The sequence below is a fragment of the Paenibacillus sp. KS-LC4 genome (genome assembly GCF_036894955.1).
Classification (GTDB): Bacteria; Bacillota; Bacilli; order Paenibacillales; family Paenibacillaceae; genus Pristimantibacillus.
The window spans coordinates 4,135,970-4,155,675 of record NZ_CP145905.1 but is presented as its reverse complement, the minus strand read 5'-3'; the positions used below and the strand labels follow the sequence as shown (position 1 = coordinate 4,155,675).

The 19,706-nt window shown below is 50.4% G+C and carries 15 protein-coding genes; 3 read left to right on the top strand and 12 right to left on the bottom strand.

The window, feature by feature from the left end:
- Window positions 1-110: 110 nt before the first annotated feature.
- The 6 genes from fabV to V5J77_RS17500 all read right to left on the bottom strand — a co-directional run bounded on the left by fabV (window position 111) and on the right by V5J77_RS17500 (window position 6,967).
- Window positions 111-1,304, bottom strand: a complete 1,194-nt coding sequence (gene fabV / locus V5J77_RS17525; protein ID WP_338552095.1) for an enoyl-ACP reductase FabV — start codon at window positions 1,302-1,304, stop codon at window positions 111-113.
- Between the two features lie 182 nt (window positions 1,305-1,486).
- Window positions 1,487-1,747: an HPr family phosphocarrier protein gene (locus tag V5J77_RS17520; RefSeq protein WP_338552094.1), complete on the bottom strand. Its 261-nt coding sequence runs from the start codon at window positions 1,745-1,747 to the stop codon at window positions 1,487-1,489.
- A 61-nt stretch (window positions 1,748-1,808) separates the two neighbouring features.
- A complete protein-coding gene (gene ptsP / locus V5J77_RS17515; RefSeq protein WP_338552093.1) occupies window positions 1,809-3,524 on the bottom strand; it encodes a phosphoenolpyruvate--protein phosphotransferase in 1,716 nt (571 codons plus the stop codon).
- 70 nt (window positions 3,525-3,594) lie between these two features.
- Window positions 3,595-4,746: a mannitol-1-phosphate 5-dehydrogenase gene (locus tag V5J77_RS17510; RefSeq protein WP_338552092.1), complete on the bottom strand. Its 1,152-nt coding sequence runs from the start codon at window positions 4,744-4,746 to the stop codon at window positions 3,595-3,597.
- A complete protein-coding gene (locus V5J77_RS17505; protein ID WP_338552091.1) occupies window positions 4,743-5,180 on the bottom strand; it encodes a PTS sugar transporter subunit IIA in 438 nt (145 codons plus the stop codon). The genes V5J77_RS17510 and V5J77_RS17505 overlap by 4 nt, the downstream gene beginning before the upstream one ends.
- Window positions 5,177-6,967: a BglG family transcription antiterminator gene (locus V5J77_RS17500; RefSeq protein ID WP_338552090.1), complete on the bottom strand. Its 1,791-nt coding sequence runs from the start codon at window positions 6,965-6,967 to the stop codon at window positions 5,177-5,179. The genes V5J77_RS17505 and V5J77_RS17500 overlap by 4 nt, the downstream gene beginning before the upstream one ends.
- 45 nt (window positions 6,968-7,012) lie before the next feature.
- Here V5J77_RS17500 and V5J77_RS17495 point away from each other — a divergent pair, with 45 nt between their 5' ends.
- On the top strand, window positions 7,013-7,135 hold the full coding sequence (locus tag V5J77_RS17495; protein ID WP_338552089.1) for a hypothetical protein: 123 nt from the start codon (window positions 7,013-7,015) through the stop codon (window positions 7,133-7,135).
- 220 nt (window positions 7,136-7,355) lie between these two features.
- Here the strand turns inward: V5J77_RS17495 and V5J77_RS17490 are convergent, their stop codons facing one another.
- From V5J77_RS17490 to V5J77_RS17475, 4 genes are all read right to left on the bottom strand, one after another.
- The gene (locus V5J77_RS17490; protein ID WP_338552088.1) at window positions 7,356-8,795 is read right to left on the bottom strand and encodes a PTS mannitol transporter subunit IICBA; all 1,440 of its coding nucleotides are present in this window, start codon (window positions 8,793-8,795) and stop codon (window positions 7,356-7,358) included.
- A 430-nt stretch (window positions 8,796-9,225) separates the two neighbouring features.
- On the bottom strand, window positions 9,226-10,917 hold the full coding sequence (locus V5J77_RS17485; RefSeq protein WP_338552087.1) for a CotH kinase family protein: 1,692 nt from the start codon (window positions 10,915-10,917) through the stop codon (window positions 9,226-9,228).
- A 20-nt stretch (window positions 10,918-10,937) separates the two neighbouring features.
- Window positions 10,938-11,579: a DUF4956 domain-containing protein gene (locus V5J77_RS17480; protein ID WP_338556891.1), complete on the bottom strand. Its 642-nt coding sequence runs from the start codon at window positions 11,577-11,579 to the stop codon at window positions 10,938-10,940.
- A gap of 108 nt (window positions 11,580-11,687) precedes the next feature.
- Window positions 11,688-12,401, bottom strand: a complete 714-nt coding sequence (locus V5J77_RS17475; protein ID WP_338552086.1) for a polyphosphate polymerase domain-containing protein — start codon at window positions 12,399-12,401, stop codon at window positions 11,688-11,690.
- Between the two features lie 212 nt (window positions 12,402-12,613).
- On the opposite strand from V5J77_RS17475, the gene V5J77_RS17470 reads away from it, so the two are divergent.
- Entirely contained in the window at window positions 12,614-13,888 is a 1,275-nt protein-coding gene (locus V5J77_RS17470) for a metallophosphoesterase family protein (RefSeq protein WP_338552085.1), read from the top strand.
- Between the two features lie 74 nt (window positions 13,889-13,962).
- On the opposite strand, the gene V5J77_RS17465 is transcribed toward V5J77_RS17470, so the two are convergent.
- On the bottom strand, window positions 13,963-15,444 hold the full coding sequence (locus V5J77_RS17465) for an ATP-binding protein (RefSeq protein ID WP_338552084.1): 1,482 nt from the start codon (window positions 15,442-15,444) through the stop codon (window positions 13,963-13,965).
- On the bottom strand, window positions 15,441-16,124 hold the full coding sequence (locus V5J77_RS17460; protein ID WP_338552083.1) for a response regulator transcription factor: 684 nt from the start codon (window positions 16,122-16,124) through the stop codon (window positions 15,441-15,443). Before V5J77_RS17460 ends, V5J77_RS17465 begins: the two co-directional genes overlap by 4 nt.
- Before the next feature lie 222 nt (window positions 16,125-16,346).
- On the opposite strand from V5J77_RS17460, the gene V5J77_RS17455 reads away from it, so the two are divergent.
- Window positions 16,347-19,673: an S-layer homology domain-containing protein gene (locus V5J77_RS17455; protein WP_338552082.1), complete on the top strand. Its 3,327-nt coding sequence runs from the start codon at window positions 16,347-16,349 to the stop codon at window positions 19,671-19,673.
- Window positions 19,674-19,706 lie beyond the last annotated feature (33 nt).

The following is a 19,706-nucleotide window of genomic DNA, read 5'->3' as shown; positions in this document are numbered from 1 at the left end:
TAGGAAATGAACGTCAGCACAATGTCATTAAATGTAAGAATAGTCAAGCCTCCGCACCTGCGATTAACGCAAGTGCGGAGGCTTGACGGCTGTTTTATTAAAAATAACGATTAACGAAGGTTAGGGATGGCAACATCCGGGTTGGCATCGGCTTCATAATCAATGCCGTCGGTTTCAAAGCCGAACAGCTGGAAAAACTCTTTGCGGTAGCCAGCAAGGTCGGACAGCTCGTACACATTTTCTGTAGTCAGCTCTGACCATAGCTTTGCAACCTCAGCTTGGATTTCAGGCTTCATTTCCCAATCGTCAACGCGGATCAGGCCTTTGTCATCAACGAGTGTTTCGCCGGAAGCATTATACAGACGGTCAGAGAACAGTCGGTACATTTGCTCGATACAGCCTTCATGCGTGCCGTTTTCCTTCATAACCTTATACAGTGCGGAAATGTAAAGGGGCACAACTGGAATCGCCGAGCTGGATTGGGTAACGAGCGCTTTGTTAACGGAAACGAAGGCCCGCCCGCCTTTCGTGCTGAGCTGCTTGCTTAGGCGCTGCGCCGTTGCTTCGAGATCATTTTTCGCATAACCAATTGTTCCTTCACGGTAAACCGCATGCGTAATTTCCGGGCCGATATAGGAATAGGCAACCGTAGTTGCGCCTTCTGCCAATAAGCCTGCTTCCTCAAGCTGATCGATCCACATTTGCCAGTCCTCGCCGCCCATAACGGCAATCGTCTGGCGAATTTCATCCTCAGTAGCCGGCTCGATTGTCGCTTCTGTTACGTCGCCGCTGTGGAAGTTAACCGTTTTGTTCGTGTAGGTTCCGCCAATCGGCTTGATGACCGAAGAAAAGGTTTCGCCTGTTTTTGGATGAGTACGGCGCGGTGATGCCACACTGTACACGACGAGATCAATGGAGCCCAGCTCACTGCGGATCAGATCAAGCGTTTGGGCTTTGATTTCATCAGAGAAAGCGTCTCCAACGATGCTGAACGATTTGCGGCCTGCTTCCGCTGCTGCTTTCTCGAAAGCAGCGGAGTTGTACCAGCCTGCGGAAGCGGTGCGCGCGCCTTCAGCGGCTTTGTCGAAATAAACGCCAATCGTATTGGCGCCAGCTGCAAAGGAGGAGACGATGCGCGATGCTAGGCCGTAGCCTGTCGAAGCGCCGATTACAAGCACATTGCGCGGGCCCGCAATGGCCGGCTTGGATTTTACATACTCGATTTGACGAAGGACCTGCTCTGCGCAGCCTTCTGGATGTGCTGTCGTACAAATAAAACCGCGTGTTTTTGGCTGAATGATCATATTTAATTATTCCTTCCTCTTTGTAAAATGGTCGTCCTATCCATATTACTGAACAATTCTATACCATTTTACCGATTTTTCCGGGCAAATGGAAGGGCGCGAAAAAACGCAAGACCGAGTGGAGTCGGCCTTGCGTAAGCTGCTGCTGGAATGGAGCAAGCGCGATAGGCAATTAAGCCCGCTTATTCGTGGATTTGCGTCAGCAAATCACCAAGCGCCTGCATCGCTTCGGCTTCCTGCTCTCCGTCGATTTCCAGCGTTACTTCCTCGTTCACGGCAATGCCGAGCGTCAGCATGCTGAGCGAGCTTTTGCCATTTACTTTTTTGCCCTTGTTCAGGACGGAAATTTTGCAGGGAAAGGCGCTTGCAGCCTGAACGAAAGTTTTTGCCGGGCGAACGTGAAAACCGGTTGGGTTAAGAATCGTAAATGTTTGACTGATCATGAGGAGATCACTCCATTTCGGATATATTTTTATTTGAAGTATTTAAATAGGAGGCTAATTCCTAGTTTCGTTTTTGCGAGACGAATTCGGTCACTTGCTCATAGCTGCGAATGCGAAGCGCTTGCTCTGCATAATCGGACCATTCGGCTTGATCCAGTTCACTAATAAGCTGTCTTGCCTGCAAAATCGCCCCAGCGCTCATGCTGAATTCATCCAGCCCAAGTCCTAGCAGCAGCGGAATCGCCGTCGTATCGCCAGCCATTTCCCCGCACATGCCAACCCACTTGCCCTCCTGCTTCGCGGCTTTGATCACCATGCTGATAAGGCGCAAAATCGAAGGATGCCAAGGCTGGTACAAATACGATACCGTCTCGTTCATTCGGTCCGCCGCCATCGTATATTGAATCAAATCATTCGTCCCGATGCTGAAAAAATCAACCTCTGGCGCAAACAGGTCAGCAGACACAGCAGCGGACGGAATTTCAACCATCATGCCGACTTCAATATGGTCGGCTACAGCAATACCCTCGGCAGCAAGCTTTGCCTGCTCTTCGGCCAGCAGTTTTTTCGCCTCAAGCAGCTCCTCGATGACCGCAATCATCGGGAACATGATTTTGAGATTGCCATGGCTGCTGGCACGAAGCAGGGCACGCAGCTGCGTGCGGAAAATATCCTGGCGATCCAGGCAAAGCCGGAGAGCGCGCTGACCGAGGAATGGATTGCTTTCCTTCGGCAAATCCATATACGGCAGCTCTTTGTCGCCGCCAATGTCGAGCGTGCGGATGACGACGGGCTTGCCGTTCATTTTTTCGAGTACATATTTGTAGCTTGTGTATTGCTCCTCTTCGGTTGGCAGCGAGCTGCGTCCCATGTAAAGAAACTCGGTGCGGAACAGGCCGATGCCCTCGGCGCCATTATCGAGCGCGCGCTGCACATCCTCGAGCTTGCCGATGTTGGCAGCAAGCTCGACCTGCTTGCCGTCTCGGGAAAAGGAGGGCTGATCCCTCAGCTTGGCCAGCTCAGCCTTATGCAGGTCATATTGCTGCTTTTGCTGCTGGAAGACGGCAAGCTCGTCTGCGGACGGGTTGATAATGATGGAGCCAGCTTCGGCATTCATTAGGAGGAAAGCATCCGCAGGAAGGGAGCGAAGGGTGGAGCCGACGCCTACAATTGCCGGAATTTCCAGCGTCCGCGCCATAATGGCGGAATGGGAAGTACGACTGCCAATTTCGGTAATGAAGCCGCGTACGACGCCCAAATTGAGCTGCGCCGTATCCGAAGGCGTCAAATCCTCGGCAATAATAATACATTCCTCCGTCATATTCGCGAGATCGAGATGGGGCACTCCGCGCAAATGGCTCATTATGCGGCTCGCCACATCTTTAATATCGACAGCGCGGCCTTGAAGCAGCTCATCCTCCATCGCTTGCAGCAGCTCAAAGAAGGACGTGGAAACCTCATGAAGGGCATATTCAGCGTTAATGCCTTCTTCGCTCATTTTTTCTTCTGCGGCATCTATGAAATCAGGGTCTTCTAAAATCATCAAATGACCTTCGAAAATTTCAGCTTTATCCGCGCCAAGCCTTTGCTCTGTGGATACTCTGATTGCTTCAATTTCTTCCTTCGCCTGAGCTACCGCACTGCGAAAGCGTTGAATCTCCATATCCTTATTTACAGCCTCAAGCTTTTCCGGCGTATAGTGGTCTTGATGAATAAAGTAGGCGGGAGCTGCCGCAAGTCCTGGCGACGCGCCGATCCCTTTCCATTGTGTGGTCATGTAACCTCATTCCTTTCTGTAACACTGTGATTCATGGACATAAGCCGAGAGCCCTCCTAAACCCATAGGATTAAAGCTTGCTGTAGGCTTCTACGATTTGCCCGTGCAGCGGGTGCTCCGCTGGCAGTGACGTGTAATGTGCAATAACCTCGCTCAGTGTTGAGCCTGCAAGAGCTGCCTGAATTTCCGCGGCTTCGGGGTCTTCTGTATAGGTAAAGCGCAGCGCTGCGGCCATCGCTTTTGTCAAATGGGCAGTAGGCAGGCCAAGCTCGAAGGCGAGCAGGGCGGGCCGTACAAGGCGGTCATCCGGTGACAGCTTGCGAATCGGCGAACGTCCAACACGCACCACTTCATCCGTCAAATATGGATTAATAAAACGCTCTAAAATTTGCTCAATATACGCTTGATGCTCACTTTCCGAGAAGCTGTACTTGTGAACGAGCATCGCGCCCGTTTCTTTAAGCGCTCCCTCGACTTCACTGCGGACAGCCGCGTCCTGCATCGCTTCCTGTATCGTGGCATATCCTTGCAAAAAGCCATGATAAGCGGCTACGCAGTGTCCAGTATTCACGGTGAAAAGCTTGCGCTCGATATAGGGCTGAAGCTTATCCACATAGTGGATGCCGGGAATTTCCGGCGAGCCTTGCGGCAGTGCAGAGCGGTCAACCGTCCACTCATAAAAAGGCTCTACCGTCACTTGGAGTGGGTCGTCATGCTGCTGAAGCGGCACAATGCGGTCCACGGCTGCATCTGGAAAAGCAATCGCATGCTCCGCACGTGCTTTAACGTCAGCTGCCAGATGGGCATAAACAAGCTCCTTAAGCTGCGAACTACCGCCAATCGCGTTTTCACAGGCGATAACAGGCAATGGGGAAGCAGCAGCTGCCGGGTTCTTCGTTAGACGAAGCGTGATGCCTTCAGCAATGGCTCCGGCAATATGCTTCAGAACGGACACGCCGACGGCTGTCGTGACGAGGTCTGCCTCGGCAATGGCTGCGGCAACGAGCGCCTTATCATTGCCATTAATCGCGTCCACGCCTGAGACCGTGAACGACTCTGCTTGCGCGCTGGCAAGCTTAACGGTATATTGCTGTTTTTCCTGCAGCAGCGCGACGAGGGAGGCATTTACATCGACGAAGGTGACGCTGCAGCCTGCTTGAGAGAGCAGGAGGCCGATGAAGCCTCTGCCAATGTTGCCGGCGCCAAAATGGACGGCCCTCATTGTTCCATACCTTGCTCGAAAATCGCGATAAGCTCAGCCTCTGAGCTAGCATTCAAAATCCGCTCCATATCCTCTTCCTCGGAAACAAGCATCGCAACGCTCGTTAAAATGCTCAGATGATCATCGCCAACCGCGGCCAGGCCAATAACGAGCCTCGCTGGCTCGTCGCCGCCAAAGTCTACCCCGTCAGGTACGATGAGGATGGACATGCCCGTCGAGTGGATGAGGCTTTTGGAATCATTGGTGCCGTGGGGCATCGCAAGTCCACCGCCGATATAAGTTGCGAGCAGCTCTTCGCGCTCAATCATTTTGTCAACATAGGCTGCTGGTACATGGCCTGCTTCAACGAGCAGCTGTCCAGCAAGGCGGATCGCTTCATATTTGTCTTTAATTTGAACGTTCAATTTTACTTTGTCTGTGGATAAAATAGTCATGGCTCATTTCTCCAATCCAGTTTGAATTTGATTTCTTTCTCTAAGTGAAGGGATATAAAAGCTTGAATTTCTGCGGCGCTGCCGTGCTTAAGCAGCTCTGTCAGCTCCGACATCAGCAGCATCGCGCTCACCTCGCTCAAAATCTCCAAAGCGGTGCGGCGAAGCTCGGCAGGGCCGAGCATTAATAATATTTGCTTCACTGGAGCAGCGCTGCTGTCTCCAAATGGAAGCGGCTCATTAAACCGAAACAGGCTGAGTACAGGAAAAACAATCGCATCCGAGCGAGTATGAAACAATGCCAGCTCCGTGTCGGGAATTACCTGGCTTCCATACTGCTCCCGTGTCAGCAGCAGATTAATAACCTTCTGCTCGTCGGTTACCGCCTGCAAATGCTGAATATGCTCAATTAACTCCTCGGTGACGCCTGTTAAATCGCCGCGAGGCAAGCCGGGTCGCTGCGGTATCGTATAAACCTGAAAGGTTTCCAGCAGCATTACCGCATCGGATGCATACATTTTTAACTGCATCAGCCGCTCCAGCGGCGAGTGATTGCTCGTTTCCAGCGTTTTTGGCGACGGAGTATGCTTGAGCGTAATATTTTGAATAAAGGCTCGCAGTCTTTCGACCTCCGCGTCTAGCAGCAGAGGGCTTAGCTTAATATAACGCTCGGCAGCTATCGGCAAATCGACGGTTGAAATGATGAGATCGTATTGCTGCTCCGACATGCGAGCCGCTTCGTACCAAGAACGGTTGCCAATTAGCTCGATCTGCGGCAGCTCCTTGCTAATTCGAACGGCAAGCAGCTTTGAAGAGCCGATGCCGCTGGTGCAGACGAGCACCGCTCTAACTTTTCGCGGAAACTGCCTCAGCCGTTCCATCGAGGCGCCAAAATGCATGACCATGTAGCCAATTTCCTCATCAGGCACTTCGATTGTACTTATAATTTCATTAACGCCTTTGCGAATAAGGGTAAACAGCAATTCATAATCTTTCTTAATTTGTGCCAGCAGCGGATTGCGAATCAGGCTACCTTCCTCGATTCTGCGAAAAGCAGGGAGCATATGCTGCTGCAGCCCTTCCCTAAGGGAACGATCCTCGGTAAAAGGCTCACCGAGCTGCTGCTCCATAAAAGCGATCAGCTTCGTTACGCTCGCGCTGAGCGTCCAATCTCCTTGAGCGAGCAGCAGTCCGTCTTCTTCAGACGAATCGGTCGCTTTGAGCAGCTTGGCGATATAGCGGACTTCCTCAGCAGGCAGCTCCAATGCAAGCATCCGCAGCAGTTCCTCAGCTTTGCTTCCCCCTCTTGCTGAGTAAGAAGGCAGAGATCCGTCCACATGCGGCGGAATCACATGGCCTTCCTGAATTCGCGTAAGTGTGACAGCAAGGCGAATGAGCAGATGTAAATGCTCCTTTTCTGATAATTGCAGCTGCCAGCCATCCTCTAGCTTCCAAAACGCCTGCTCCAAGGAGAAGAAATGCTTCCGGCCAACCATCGCCAGCAGCTCCTTGGATAAAGGATGCTGGGCGGCAGCTTCCAAAGCTTGGCCGAATAGGTCGGATTCGTCTAAATGCGTTTGCGCGAGCCAAGCGATAAACAGCCTTTTTGCTGGCTCTGGCCCGCTTATTTCTACGCCATAGCCGCGCCTGCGCACAAGTGTCAGACCATGATCGCGTATCATTTGCTCCAGCTCATCGAGATCATGGCTAATCGTTGGCATCGTAACGCGCAGCTGGTGGGAGAGTGAAAATTGTTTTATCGGCTCGGTATGCTTAAGCAGCCTGCACAATATAAGCGCCTTGCGTTCCTCTGCTGAATATTCAAACAGATCAGCATGCTCAAGCGCCTGCTTAAAAAGCTCCAGTTGCTCGCTGTCCGCTTCGAGCTTGATCCCGATTCCGGAGCGTTTATGCAGCTTAATATGATTGGCAGCCAGTACAAGCTCGATGTCACTTAGCTCGCGGTGAATCGTTCGGGTGCTTGCTCCGACCTCGGCGGCAATGTCTGCCGCTGTTATTTCATCTCGCTGCTCCAGCAGCAGCTCTACAATACGTCGCTGTCTCGTCGATACTTTGATAGGAGATCATCCTTATCCGGGAAATGGACTTAACGCCGACATCAAATGTCAGCGTTAAGCGCAAAGTCTAGGCATTCTTCGTTTAAAATATAAGATACGCTTAGCTTAATCGTTTGATCAAAGCATCATACTCTGGGCTCTTTAAGAAATCCTCGATGGAGATGTGCTCAGCTCCAGGAACTTTAAGTCGCGCCCGTTCAGTCAGCGATTTATGGGTAATGACGATATCCGCATCAGACGGCAGGTCGTTGATAGCTGTGTTGGTCACATGTACAGGGAGACCAGCAGCTTTGACCTTCTTTTTCATAATGGAAGCGCCCATTGCACTAGAGCCCATTCCAGCATCGCAGGCAAAAATAATTTTGTTTACTTCATTTTTCGATTTCACCGTATTAGCAGCTGTGCCAGCTTGAGTGCCAGCTGTTTCCGCACCTTTGGAAGAGGCCTTCATATTTTGCATTTTAGTCGTTGCTTCCTCAATATCGCTTTGAGCGTTTTTGGTGGTTTTCAGCAGAAGCGCGCCGATCACGAAGGATACTGCTGCCGCAACGACAACGCCGCTAATCATGGCGAAATAGCCGCCGTCTTTAGGCACAAGTGCAAAATAAGCGATAATACTTCCTGGCGAAGGAGCGGCTGTTAGGCCGGCGCCCAGCAGGGAGAAGGTGAAGGTACCAGCCATGCCGCCGCCGATTACCGCAAGGATAAGGCGCGGATTCATCAGGACGTATGGGAAATAAATTTCGTGAATACCGCCGAAAAACTGAATGATGATAGCGCCAGGAGCAGAGCCTTTTGCTGCGCCTTTGCCAAACAGCCAATAAGCGAGCAAAATACCAAGACCCGGGCCTGGATTCGATTCCAGCATAAACATAATGGATTTGCCAGTAGCAAGCGATTGCTCAAGCCCGATTGGACTTAAAATACCGTGGTTGATCGCATTGTTCAGGAACAAAATTTTACCCGGCTCAATTAAAATGTTCGCCAGCGGCAGCAGGCCGTTGTTAATGAGAAATTCAACGCCGGAGGAAATCAGCTTGCTGAATGCGGTAACGAGCGGACCGATACCTTTGTAGGCTCCGATAGAAAGCGCGGCGCCGATGATACCGGACGAAAAGTTATTGATAAGCATTTCGAAGCCGGATGGAATTTTCCCTTCCAGCGATTGGTCAAATTTTTTCAAAATCCAAGCGGATAGCGGACCTACGATCATCGCACCGAGGAACATCGTAATATCCGATCCGAGAATTACACCCATCGTGACCATGGCGCCGATGACGCCGCCCCTTGTGCCGTGAACCATTTTACCACCTGTATAACCGATCAGGAGTGGAAGCAAATAAGTAATGGTTGGCCCAACAAGCGTTGCCAAATCTTCATTTGGGAACCAGCCGGTCGGAATAAATAGGGTCGTTATAATCCCCCAGGCTATGAAAGCACCGATATTCGGCATCACCATTCCGCTTAGGAAGCGTCCGAACTTCTGCACCCCTACCTTTATACCGCCAGATGACGATTGTTGTTGTTCTTGACTACTCATGACATGACTCCTCCTCAATAAATTGCGAAGCAATAACAGCCTCGATAAGCGCGGGTATATAAATGAGCGAAGCGATCATCACGCGCAACAGTTTTCACCGTTTGTCATACAGTGTGGAGCAAACGGGATTATAATTATGTTAATGTATAGCGTTTACAGTCGCAATGAAAGGAAAAGAAGAAAGCGTCATGAGCGCTGTTGACAGTATTTATTTTGGCAGAAACTCAAGGGAATATGCGGATGATTAGCCTTTAAATGAGCAGTTTTCGATGGAAAAGACGAATGTTTGGCTAGGAAGGATTAGAAATAGTACGTCTCTTGTTAGCATGCCCTTATCAATTATTTAGTGGTATTAATGGAAGTGCCAAAAGAAAAGAGCATCCAAAATCGCTTGTATAGCGGTTTTGGATGCTCTGCTTCACCTGACTGTCTATAGCCTTCTGCGGTTGTAGAACATAACGAACACACTCGATAAGATTAAAATGATAAGCGCGATGCCTGCCGTAATAGCTTCCGATGCGCTGCCTTGCGGCTGTGCGCTTTGGCCGCCCGGACCGCCGAAGCCCATGCCATTCGGCGGCGCCATCATGCCACCTTGGCCGCCCATACCGCCTTGCCCCCCAGGACCGCCGCCGCCAAAGCCGCCGCCACCGAAGCCTTGAGCGCCAGCGGCGTTAGCTTCGCCTGCTGGAGGATAGCCACCCGCTGTGTTCGTGCCGCCTGCTGGAGGGTTGCCGCCAGCAGCGTTAGCTCCGCCTGCTGGAGGATAGCCACCCGCTGTGTTAGCGCCGTCCGCCGGAGCGCCGCCGCCGCCCATGCCGCCCCCACCACCACCAAAGCCGCTGCTGCCGCTGCCGGAGCCATCGCCAGAGGAGGGAATGGTGCCGTCAAGCTGCTGCGCGACGCTTGCTACCTGCGTGCTTGCAAAGGAAAGCACCGTCGTAATGCCTTGTTCATACTCTTCATAAGAATAGAAGGAGGAGGGGTCCGCTTTTACATAAGGAGAGATTAGCTCGGATATTTCTTTCACTCGGGCAGCGAGGGTGTCGTCAGCCAAATATCCTTCAATCATCTCTTTAATAATCGCGTGATATTGCTCCTTGTATTCCTCAACGGCGAGCAATTTGGCAATGAGAGGCCGCTCAGCAAGTGTGCCGGACGTTGGCTCATCAATGAGCACGCCTGAGCCGCCGAAGCCGCCGAACGACATATTGTAATCCCATGGCAAAATGGAGAACAGACCGTCATCCTCATATAAATAGTAGTTGTGCTTTTTCTCCGACAAGTAGCTGTCCATATTGCCCGCCACCGCGTTTAAGGCGATAAACTTCAATACTTCCTGCACGTCGAGGACACTGTCATAGTCCGTTCCATTGTTTAATTCATCAAGCATTTTTAGCAAAATATCATCATTGGACGAAGCCGATTTCAGATCAAGCCCCGTATACGATTGAATCGTCTCCAGCCAGTTCAACTCGCTGCCCGTTCCGCCGTTTGCTTTGTATAGCGCACCGTAGCTGTTGCCGAAGTTTCGCTCCAAATAGGCCTCGCCAATTTGCTCAACGGCTAAATAAAAGCCCCAAAGCTCGCCATTTACATAAACATTCACATAAGAGTATTTAGGGGTTGGCAAGCCCATGGCCTCGGCAAGCTCATAGGAAAGAAACTCGCGCATATAGGAGGCATCGCTGAAATTATTGTTCAGATTAATTTTGCTAATGCCGTCTATGGTCTGATTGACATACTCATCAAACGACAGCTTGAAGCTGTAGCGGTCGGAATCGCTCATATTGACGACGCTGCTTAAGCTGAGATTGCCCTTTGTACGCAGGCCTACATTTTTGAAAACTTGACCGTTGTAATCGACGGTTGCTTCCTTGAATTCCTCCGCGCTGGCATTATCCAGCATATTTTGGAAATCATCCTTGTCTACCGTAATTTTGACATCAATAACCTTGTCTTTAGGAAAAACCGTCTCATCCAGCGTCTGCTCCCCATCTGAAACAACACTTGCTTCCGTTGTCGTTGCAGTAGAGCCTGTACCATTGGTACAGGCTGTAATGGTGAGCAGCAGAAGGAGGGAGCATAGGCCTAGAAGCAAGGTTGAAGCTTTTGCCCTCATGCCGGAAACCTCCTTATTTTTTAAGATACATAATCCCCGCTGTAGCTGATTAAGACGGCATTTTTCACGCCTGCAAGCTCAGAGAGCTGGTTAACAAACGCCCCCTCCTGATCGCGAAGTCTAATTTCAATCGTCATTTCCAAATTGCCGCGTGTAACGGTTTTTTGCTTCACATTGTAACGTTTAACCAGCTTGCCCAGACGGCTATGAATCTCCTTCTCAGTTGCTTCATTGTCGCAGTTGACGACAAGCAGGTACGGCTGCTCAACCGAGCCGCCTTTGACGAAGAAGAAGAGCACAAGGCCGACGACAACGGAGCCAATAACAGCGAGCGTATAGAAGCCTGCACCAGCGACGATACCGGCAACAGCTGCCCAGAAGAGGAAGATCAGGTCGGTCGGATCTTTAATTGGCGTTCTGAAGCGGACGATGGATAATGCGCCGACCATACCGAGCGAGAGCACCAGATTGGAGTTGATCGCTATAATGACCATAGCCGTCACCATCGTCATGCCGATGAGCGAGACGTTAAAGCTTTTGGAATAAAGCACACCGCTGAAAATTCGCTTGTAAAGTGTGTAAATAAAGAAGCCGATCAGAAAAGCGACGCCAAGCGTGATGAGTATTTTTGAGATGCTAATATCGGATGTAAAATTGCTCATCACCGAGTTTTTAATAATATCGCTAAAAGAAGTGGACGCTTCCGTTGCTTGCGTCGTAGCTGTAGTTGCAGTAGTTGCGGCAGCTGCCGTTGTCGTTGTTTCCATCGTTTAAAAATCCTCCCAAGTGTTGAATTTCAAATATTTGCGGCAGATCACGTATTTGGATGCCGAGGTGCGGTGCAGCCCTTCGAGCTGGAGCGCGGTTTGAATATAGGCCGGGATGTATTCATCAAATTTCACTTCAAGAATCATCCGGTTATTTTCCAGTGCAATGACAGGATCAAGATTCTGGTCAAAAATGTCCAGCGCATGCAGCCCTGTGCGCAAATCCTTATCGAATGTAATTCGTACATTGCCATTTTCATAAACGTAAGGCTCACGCACATAATCGACGATTACCTTCGGGCGAAGCAGCCGGTGCTTCATCTCGTTGTAAATTTCCATTAGCAGCGGCTTGTCCGGCCGATTGAACACCTCGTAGTCGCCAGCCATCATCCGGTCATACATGGCGCGGGTGAGCGGCTCCTTGACTTTGGCAATGTAATCCTTGAATTTGATTTTTTTCTCAAAATGGATGACCTTGTCCTGCGTATTATAAATGCGAATCCGATATTTGCTTCGGTCACGTACGCCGCCAAGCTTCTCATGCAGCGCTTTATTGTTCACATCGTCGAAGTACAAGCTTCGAATGTGGTATTCGCCCGTATCGCCGACATTGGCATCCTGCTGCATCATATTTTTAAGCCGCTGCCGGATGATGAAATATTGATGCTGATTAATGATGAATTTCAGCTCATGCCGGAATTTCAAATTTTGCTGCATTTAACTCCCTCCTTCTCTCTATCAATCGTCTAGCTCTTACCTGTGTATGGGCTAAGCTGTTTGTAAAGCTATTGTAAATTTAGATGCTGATGTGAAAATGAGTGCCCGCTGAAAGATTGCTGAATGCCAGGCGAAACGTTTGACTTGCCTTGTGCCGGAACGGTATCGTAATAGGCAGCACAGATAGGGATTGCTCTTGAAAGGAGATTGTGATGAAAAAGGAATGGATCTGGATTATTGCGTTTTGTCTCATACTATTGCTCGTTGTTGCAGGGATAGAGCGGCTGAAATCGGAAGGGTCAACAGGGAAGGCTGCGGGGAAACCGTATGCGATCGTTACGACCTTTAAGGGGGATGCGGCGACAAGCCGTGCATTCACCTGGTTCACGGATAATCCGCAAGCGGGATCAGTCATTGAATGGGTGGAAGGCATGGATGCGGGGAGGTTATCGGGGGACAGTGAGGGCGAGGGAGCCCAGACCGCCAGTCGTCTCGAGGGGAAGGCGGCAACGTTGGATGTAGGAAGCGATATAGCAAGAGGAGTGCATAAGGTGGAATTGACAGGGCTGTCGCCTGGCACAGCCTATACGTACCGCGTAGGCGATGGGAGCGAGGGCGGCTGGAGCGAAGCGTTTCATTTTATGACGGAGGCGCAGGCTGCGGAGCATGTGACCTTTATTAATGTGACGGATTCGCAGGGCATAACGGAGCAGGATTTTGAGCTGTGGGGAAATACGCTGGATCAAGCCTTTGCTACATTTCCTAGCGCGCAGTTTATTGTGCATAATGGCGATTTGACGGAAAATCCGGATGATGAAATCTCATGGCAAAACTTTTTTGGCAAGGCCCAGCAGTGGGTTGCCCGTTTTCCGCTTATGCCGGTTACCGGTAATCATGACGAGGTTGATAACAACGCAAATGAATTTGTCTCCCATTTTAATTTGCCAGAGAATGGGGCGGACGGCTCGATTGCTGGAACGACATATTCGTACGACTACGGCCCGGCGCATTTTATTATGCTGAACACCGAATCGAACAAGAAAGCGCAGACGAAATGGCTTGAGCAGGATTTGGCAGCTACCGCCAAGCAATGGATTATCGTCTCCGTGCATCGTGGTCCTTATGCCGGGAATCAATACGAGAAAATTGATGATTGGGTTAAGCTATTCGATAAATATGGTGTTGATCTTGTGCTTCAGGGGCATAACCATGAGTATGCGAGATCGTATCCGCTGAAGGATGGCAAGGTGACGGGAGACGGCGAGGGCGTCATCAGCACGTCAAGCGGTACCGTCTACGTCGTTACGAACGCAGCGGGGCAGAAGTTTAATGAGAAGAAAGAGGAGCAATTTTATCATAAGATTCATTTTCAAAATTATAAGCAAATGTTTGCTGGCATTACCATCGAAGGAGATAAGCTGAGTTACGAGGCTTATGATGTGGATGGCAAAAAGTTGGATGCGTTCGTGCTGCAAAGTGAAAAATAAATCAGGGTGTCCCGCGGCCAGCTCATGGCGGTGTGGGGCACCCTGTTTGCTTTATTTATGTGGTCTAAATAAGCTTAACAGCTTTCTAAAGGCAGCTTGACGGTAAACGTACTGCCCTTACCAACGATGCTGGACGCCTCAATCGTACCACCATGTGCTTCTATTATAGACTGCGTAATTGAAAGCCCAAGGCCTGCTCCTCCGCTTAGGCGTGTGCGAGAAAGCTCACTGCGATAAAAACGCTCGAATAAATGAGGGAGATGCTCCTCCTTAATTCCTGCTCCATTATCGGTTATGGATATGGCGGCATAGGCTCCGTCCATTGCGAGCTTCAGCGTTATTTCACCTTGATTGGCGTCGGTGTGCTGAACCGCATTTAAAAATAAGTTGAGTACGACCTGCTTGAGCTGATCGGGATTGCAGCATACGCTTATGCCGTGGTCAGCATCAATAAGCACGGTGCGCTCGCGACCCAAAATATGCAGCTGCGGCTCAAGCTCATGAATCAGCTTATCCAGGCTCGTATCGACCTTAATAAGCTCTGGCGCTTGATCTAGCTTGGCGAGTAGCAGCAAATCCTCGACCAGCTTGTTGATGCGCGTCGACTCCAGCTTCATGCTCGTTAAGGCACGGTGCAGCTGCTCCGGATTAGATGCCGCTCCGCGCAGCAGCACCTCCAGAAACCCATGGATAGAAGTGAGCGGCGTTCGCAGCTCATGCGAAGCGTCAGCGACAAAACGCCGCATGCGCTCGGTCGTCTGCCGCTCGGACTCGAAGGAGCTTTCCAGCCGTCCGAGCATGCCGTTGAACGCTTCGGATAGCAGGTCGATTTCCTGCTGGCCTTGCGATATGGGCAGTCGCTCCGTGAGATTGCCGGCATCGGTTCGCTGCGCTGCCTTTACGATGCGTGACAGCGGAGCAAGCGTCTTGCGCAGAATGGGCAAATACAGCGAGAGGCCGCAAGCCAAGGCGAGGATAGACAGCCCTGCGAAAATAGCAAGCTGTGAAGCGAGCACCGTTTGCAGCAAGTCAGTATCGTTGCCTGCTTGAATGAGCCCATCCGGGGAATTGGGTGGTCCGGCTAGTCTGAACACGACCAGCTGCTCAGCACCCTCGCTGTTGCTGAGCAGCCGATAGTCGACTTTACGATGCTTTTTTAAATCCGCTAAAATTTTCATATATTCCGCTTGGCTGAGCTTTGGTGTCCAAGTTTCACTGCTGGTCGTCATGACCGTCCGTTCTCCGTTGTTGTTAATGTACGCCAGCGACAGTCCTGGCTGAGTGAAATTAGGCATCGTGCTGGGAGCAGCCTTCGAAGGCTGCCCGTTTGGAAAAGCTGGTCTATCGTCCGAATGCCACTGGCGGGGCATCGCCTGAATTTGCGCTTCCAATGCCTCGGCGCGATTATTATAAATAAAGTCCTTCATTAAAACATATTGCAGCGTTCCAATTAACAGAAGCAGTCCTGCCAGCACGAACAGTGAGCGGCTGAGCAGCTGGTACCGAAGCGATTCGGGCTTTAGGAGGCGAAGCAGCGGTGTTTTTTGCCTTGTCATGGCAAATCCAGACGGTAGCCAGAGCCGCGCAATGTACGTATAACTCGATGCTCCTTATCCTGCAGCTTCTCGCGAAGCGAACGGATGTATACCTCTACAATATTTTCCTCGCCGCCAAAATGATAGCCCCAAACTTTGTCCAAAATAAGCGTCTTGCTCAGCACGATCCCGTTATTCATGACGATAAATTTCAGCAGCTCATATTCAGTAGGTGACAGCTCGAGAACTTGATCCATATAGGATAGCTCCTTGCGTAGGTCATCAAGACGGAACGGACCATACACCACTTCCCCGAGCAAATTCGGAAACTGATTGCGAAGCCTTGCTTGAATGCGGGCAAGCAATTCCTCAAAGCTGAACGGCTTAATGATATAATCGTCAGCGCCAATGTTCAGTCCCTTCACGCGATCCTGCGTTTCGTCCTTGGCAGTCAGCATTATAATGGCTATATTATCGCCCGTTGCCTTAAGTGCCTGACATACTTCAAAGCCATTCATACCTGGCATCATCACATCCAAAATGACGACATGGGGCCTAAAGTCGCTAGCGACCATGAGCGCTTCCTCGCCATTGCTGGCTGTCCGAATATCCGCGCCTTCATTCAGCAAGCCAAGCTCCAAAAACTGCACAATATGCGGCTCGTCATCAACAAGCAGCAGCTTAATTCCTTTTACCGACATTTTATCATCTCCAGTTTTGCTTACGGGTGCTTCTTTCCACAAGTATTATTTTTAGAAAAATTTAAAAAGTCATACAACAGAAGTTGTCTCATGAGAAAGTCTACCATGTTAGCAAATGTTGTTCAAACCTAGAATTGCCCTGCGGTTAGAGTGGGCTTTTAAGTGTTTGTTAAGTGGATTTTTGTAAAATATAGTCGATTAGAGTCGGAGGGGCGATCAATAGTGATAAATAAGGGATACTTCAAACGTTTTATAAAAAAGTTGTGGGTATGGAGCAGCATTGTAGCAATGGTTCTAATGCCCGTATCCGGGGTTGCCGCGCAAGCCGCAAATTGGAGTCAGTATGCAAAGCAAGGAATAACGAAGAATGACAGGCTAGGTTCTTTTAATCTTCCCGTCAGCGTTTCGGTATATGGCAGCAATAGCGTATACGTAGCCGATTCGAATAACCATCGCATCCAGAAGCTGGAAGTATCTACGGGGGAATGGAGCGAGTGGAAAAAGAACGGTGGAGGCTCGGGAAGTGGGCTTGGGGAGTTCAAAAACCCGTCGGGCGTTGCAGTAGATAGCAACGGCAATGTTTATGTAGCGGATACGAACAATCACCGCATTCAGAAATGGGATGTCACAACGAATACGTGGCGCGCATGGTCGAAGGCTGACGGAGGCTCGGGAAGCGGCTTGGGGGAATTTAAATCCCCTAGAGGCGTGGACGTTGACCTTAATGGGAACGTATATGTAGCGGATACTGACAATCATCGCATTCAGAAGCTGGATGTTTCGACGAATACGTGGAGCGAATGGGGGAAGAGTGGCGGTGGCTCGGGAACGAGTCTAGGCCAGTTTAATTTTCCTAGAGGCGTTGCGGTTGACTTAGGCGGTAATGTCTATGTAGCAGATTCTCGGAACAACCGTATTCAAAAGCTAGATTTCTCGACGGTTTCAACGGGCGAGTGGAAGCTGATTGGTGGAACGTTAGGAAGCGGTGTCGGCCAGTTTAAAAATCTATCCGATGTCACACTGGATACTAGCGGAAATATCTATGTAGCGGATACGGGAAATCAGCGGATTCAGAAGCTGGATGTTTCTACAAATTCGTGGAGTGAGTGGAAGAAGGGCGGCGGTGGCTCGGGTAGCGAATTAGGCGAATTTAAAAATCCTTACGGCGTTGCGGTAGACGAAAGCGGCGAGGTTTATGTAGCCGATAGCGAAAATCACCGGATTCAGAAGCTGGATGGGTCGGCAGGCAATTGGAGCAACTGGGGTTATGTCGGTGCGGTTGCAGGCGATAGCCTAGGCGAATTTGCTAATGTTACGGGAGTCGCGACAGATGATGAAGGCAATCTATACGCGGCAGACTACAACAACCACCGCATTCAGAAGCTGGATATCCTCAAGGGCGAATGGGAGGAGGTTGGAAACGGTGAAGGCAGTGGTTTGGGAGAGTTTTACGAGCCGCATGGATTGACGGTAGACGCATATGGCGATATTTACATTGCAGATTTAGGCAATGATCGCATTCAGAAGCTGGATATAACGAATGGTGCGTGGAGCGAATGGTCAAAGAGCGGAGGCGGGGCAGGCAGCAGCCTTGGCGAGTTTAGCAGCCCGACCGATGTGGCGATTGACCGAAATAATACATTATATGTGGCTGATTTCGGCAATCATCGTATTCAAAAATGGGTTTATACCATTCCGAGCGCTCCAATTCGCCCGGCAGCGACTGCGGGCAATGGAGAAGCGTTGATTAGCTTCACTGTGCCATCCACGGATGGCGGCAGCATGATTACCGGTTATACAGTAACGGCTAATCCAGGGGGGCTGACAGCAACCGGATCGGGTAGCCCGATTAAAATGACAGGCTTGACGAATGGTCAAGCTTATACGTTTACAGTGATTGCATCGAATAGAAGCGGGGATTCCCCTGCCTCGGTCGCAACGGATGCTGTTACACCAATGACATATCCGGACGAACCAACCGGCGTGACGGCAACAGCAGGCAACGGGGAAGCGACAGTAAGCTTTGCTGCGCCTGTCAATGACGGGGGAAGTGCAATTACGGGCTACACGGTAACGTCTAATCCTGGGGGAGTGACGGCGAGTGGCACGGGCAGTCCAATCAAGGTTACAGACCTAGCGAATGACACCGCGTATACCTTTACCGTAATCGCTATTAATGAGGTGGGCAATAGCGCGGCTTCTAACGCCTCGGTTGCTGTTACACCAGTAAATCCTCCGAATAACAACGGCGGAGGAAGCTCGCCGTCTCAGCCAATACCTTCAACGGTGCCGGTAGCCGGTTCATCTGAAAGTTACGTGCTTATTAATGGCCATGCACAGAGCTTGGGGTCGGCTAAAGTAACGAAGATCGACTCACAGACAGTATCTACGATTACCGTTGATCAGAAACGACTTGCAGGCCTGCTTGCAGAACAGGCTAATTTGGCGGTCATAACGATACAGTCAAAAGCCAGTTCCGATGTTGTGATCGCAGAGCTAAATGGGCAAATCATTCATGATATGGAATCCCGGCAGGCGGTATTGGAGCTGCAAACGGATAAAGCGATTTATCGTTTACCAACGCCGCAGATCGACATCGGGGCCATTGCAGATCAAATTGGCCAGTCTGTCGCCTTGCAGGATATTCGCTTTCAGATCGAAATTGCCGTGCCGAAAGAGCCGCTTAATTGGATTTTTGACGAGTCTGGTGGCGGAAAGGTAACCTTTGTCGTTCCGCAGCTGGACTTCAGCGTAAGAGCTATATATTTGAACGAGATCATCCATCTGAACGAGTTCGATGCTTACGTAGAACGCGATATTGCGATTCCGGCAGCTGTTGATGCGAGCAAAATTACGACTGGTGTTGTAATCGAAGCGGACGGAACGCTGCGCCACGTTCCAACGAAAATAGGATCACGCAACGGGATTTCTTATGCGAAGGTTAGCAGCTTGACGAACAGCGTGTATTCTTTAATTTGGCACCCGCTGACGTTCAAGGATGTAGAGGGACATTGGGCAAAACAAGCAGTTAACGATTTAGGCTCGCGCTTGGTCGTTAAAGGGGATGCTAACGGCATGTTTAATCCCAATCAAGAGGTAACAAGGGCGGAATTCGCGGCGATTCTCATTCGAGCTTTAGGCTTACAGCGTAATGTGCAGGGTACGAGCTTCGTCGATGTTGATCCAGATAGCTGGTTCGCCGGAGATTTGGGCACAGCATCCCACTATCGCTTGATCAGTGGCTTCGGGGATGGGACGATGCGTCCAAACGACAAAATGACGCGTGAGCAAGCGATGACCCTTTTAGCCCGAGCGATGATACTGACGGAACTGAAAGAGAAAGCATCGCCAGCTGCGGGGCAAGCGTTGGAAGCTTTCACCGACAGTAGTGCGGTATCGAGCTGGGCTAAGGAAGGAATGATTGACAGCTTGAGCTTTGGATTAGTAACGGGGCGCCCGGGCAATGAACTTGACCCAGGCGCATTCATTACCCGAGCGGAAGTGGCCGTTCTCGTTCAGAAGCTGCTGAGCAAATCTGATTTAATCTAGATAAATAAGGCTTGTAAATCAAAGAAGACTCAA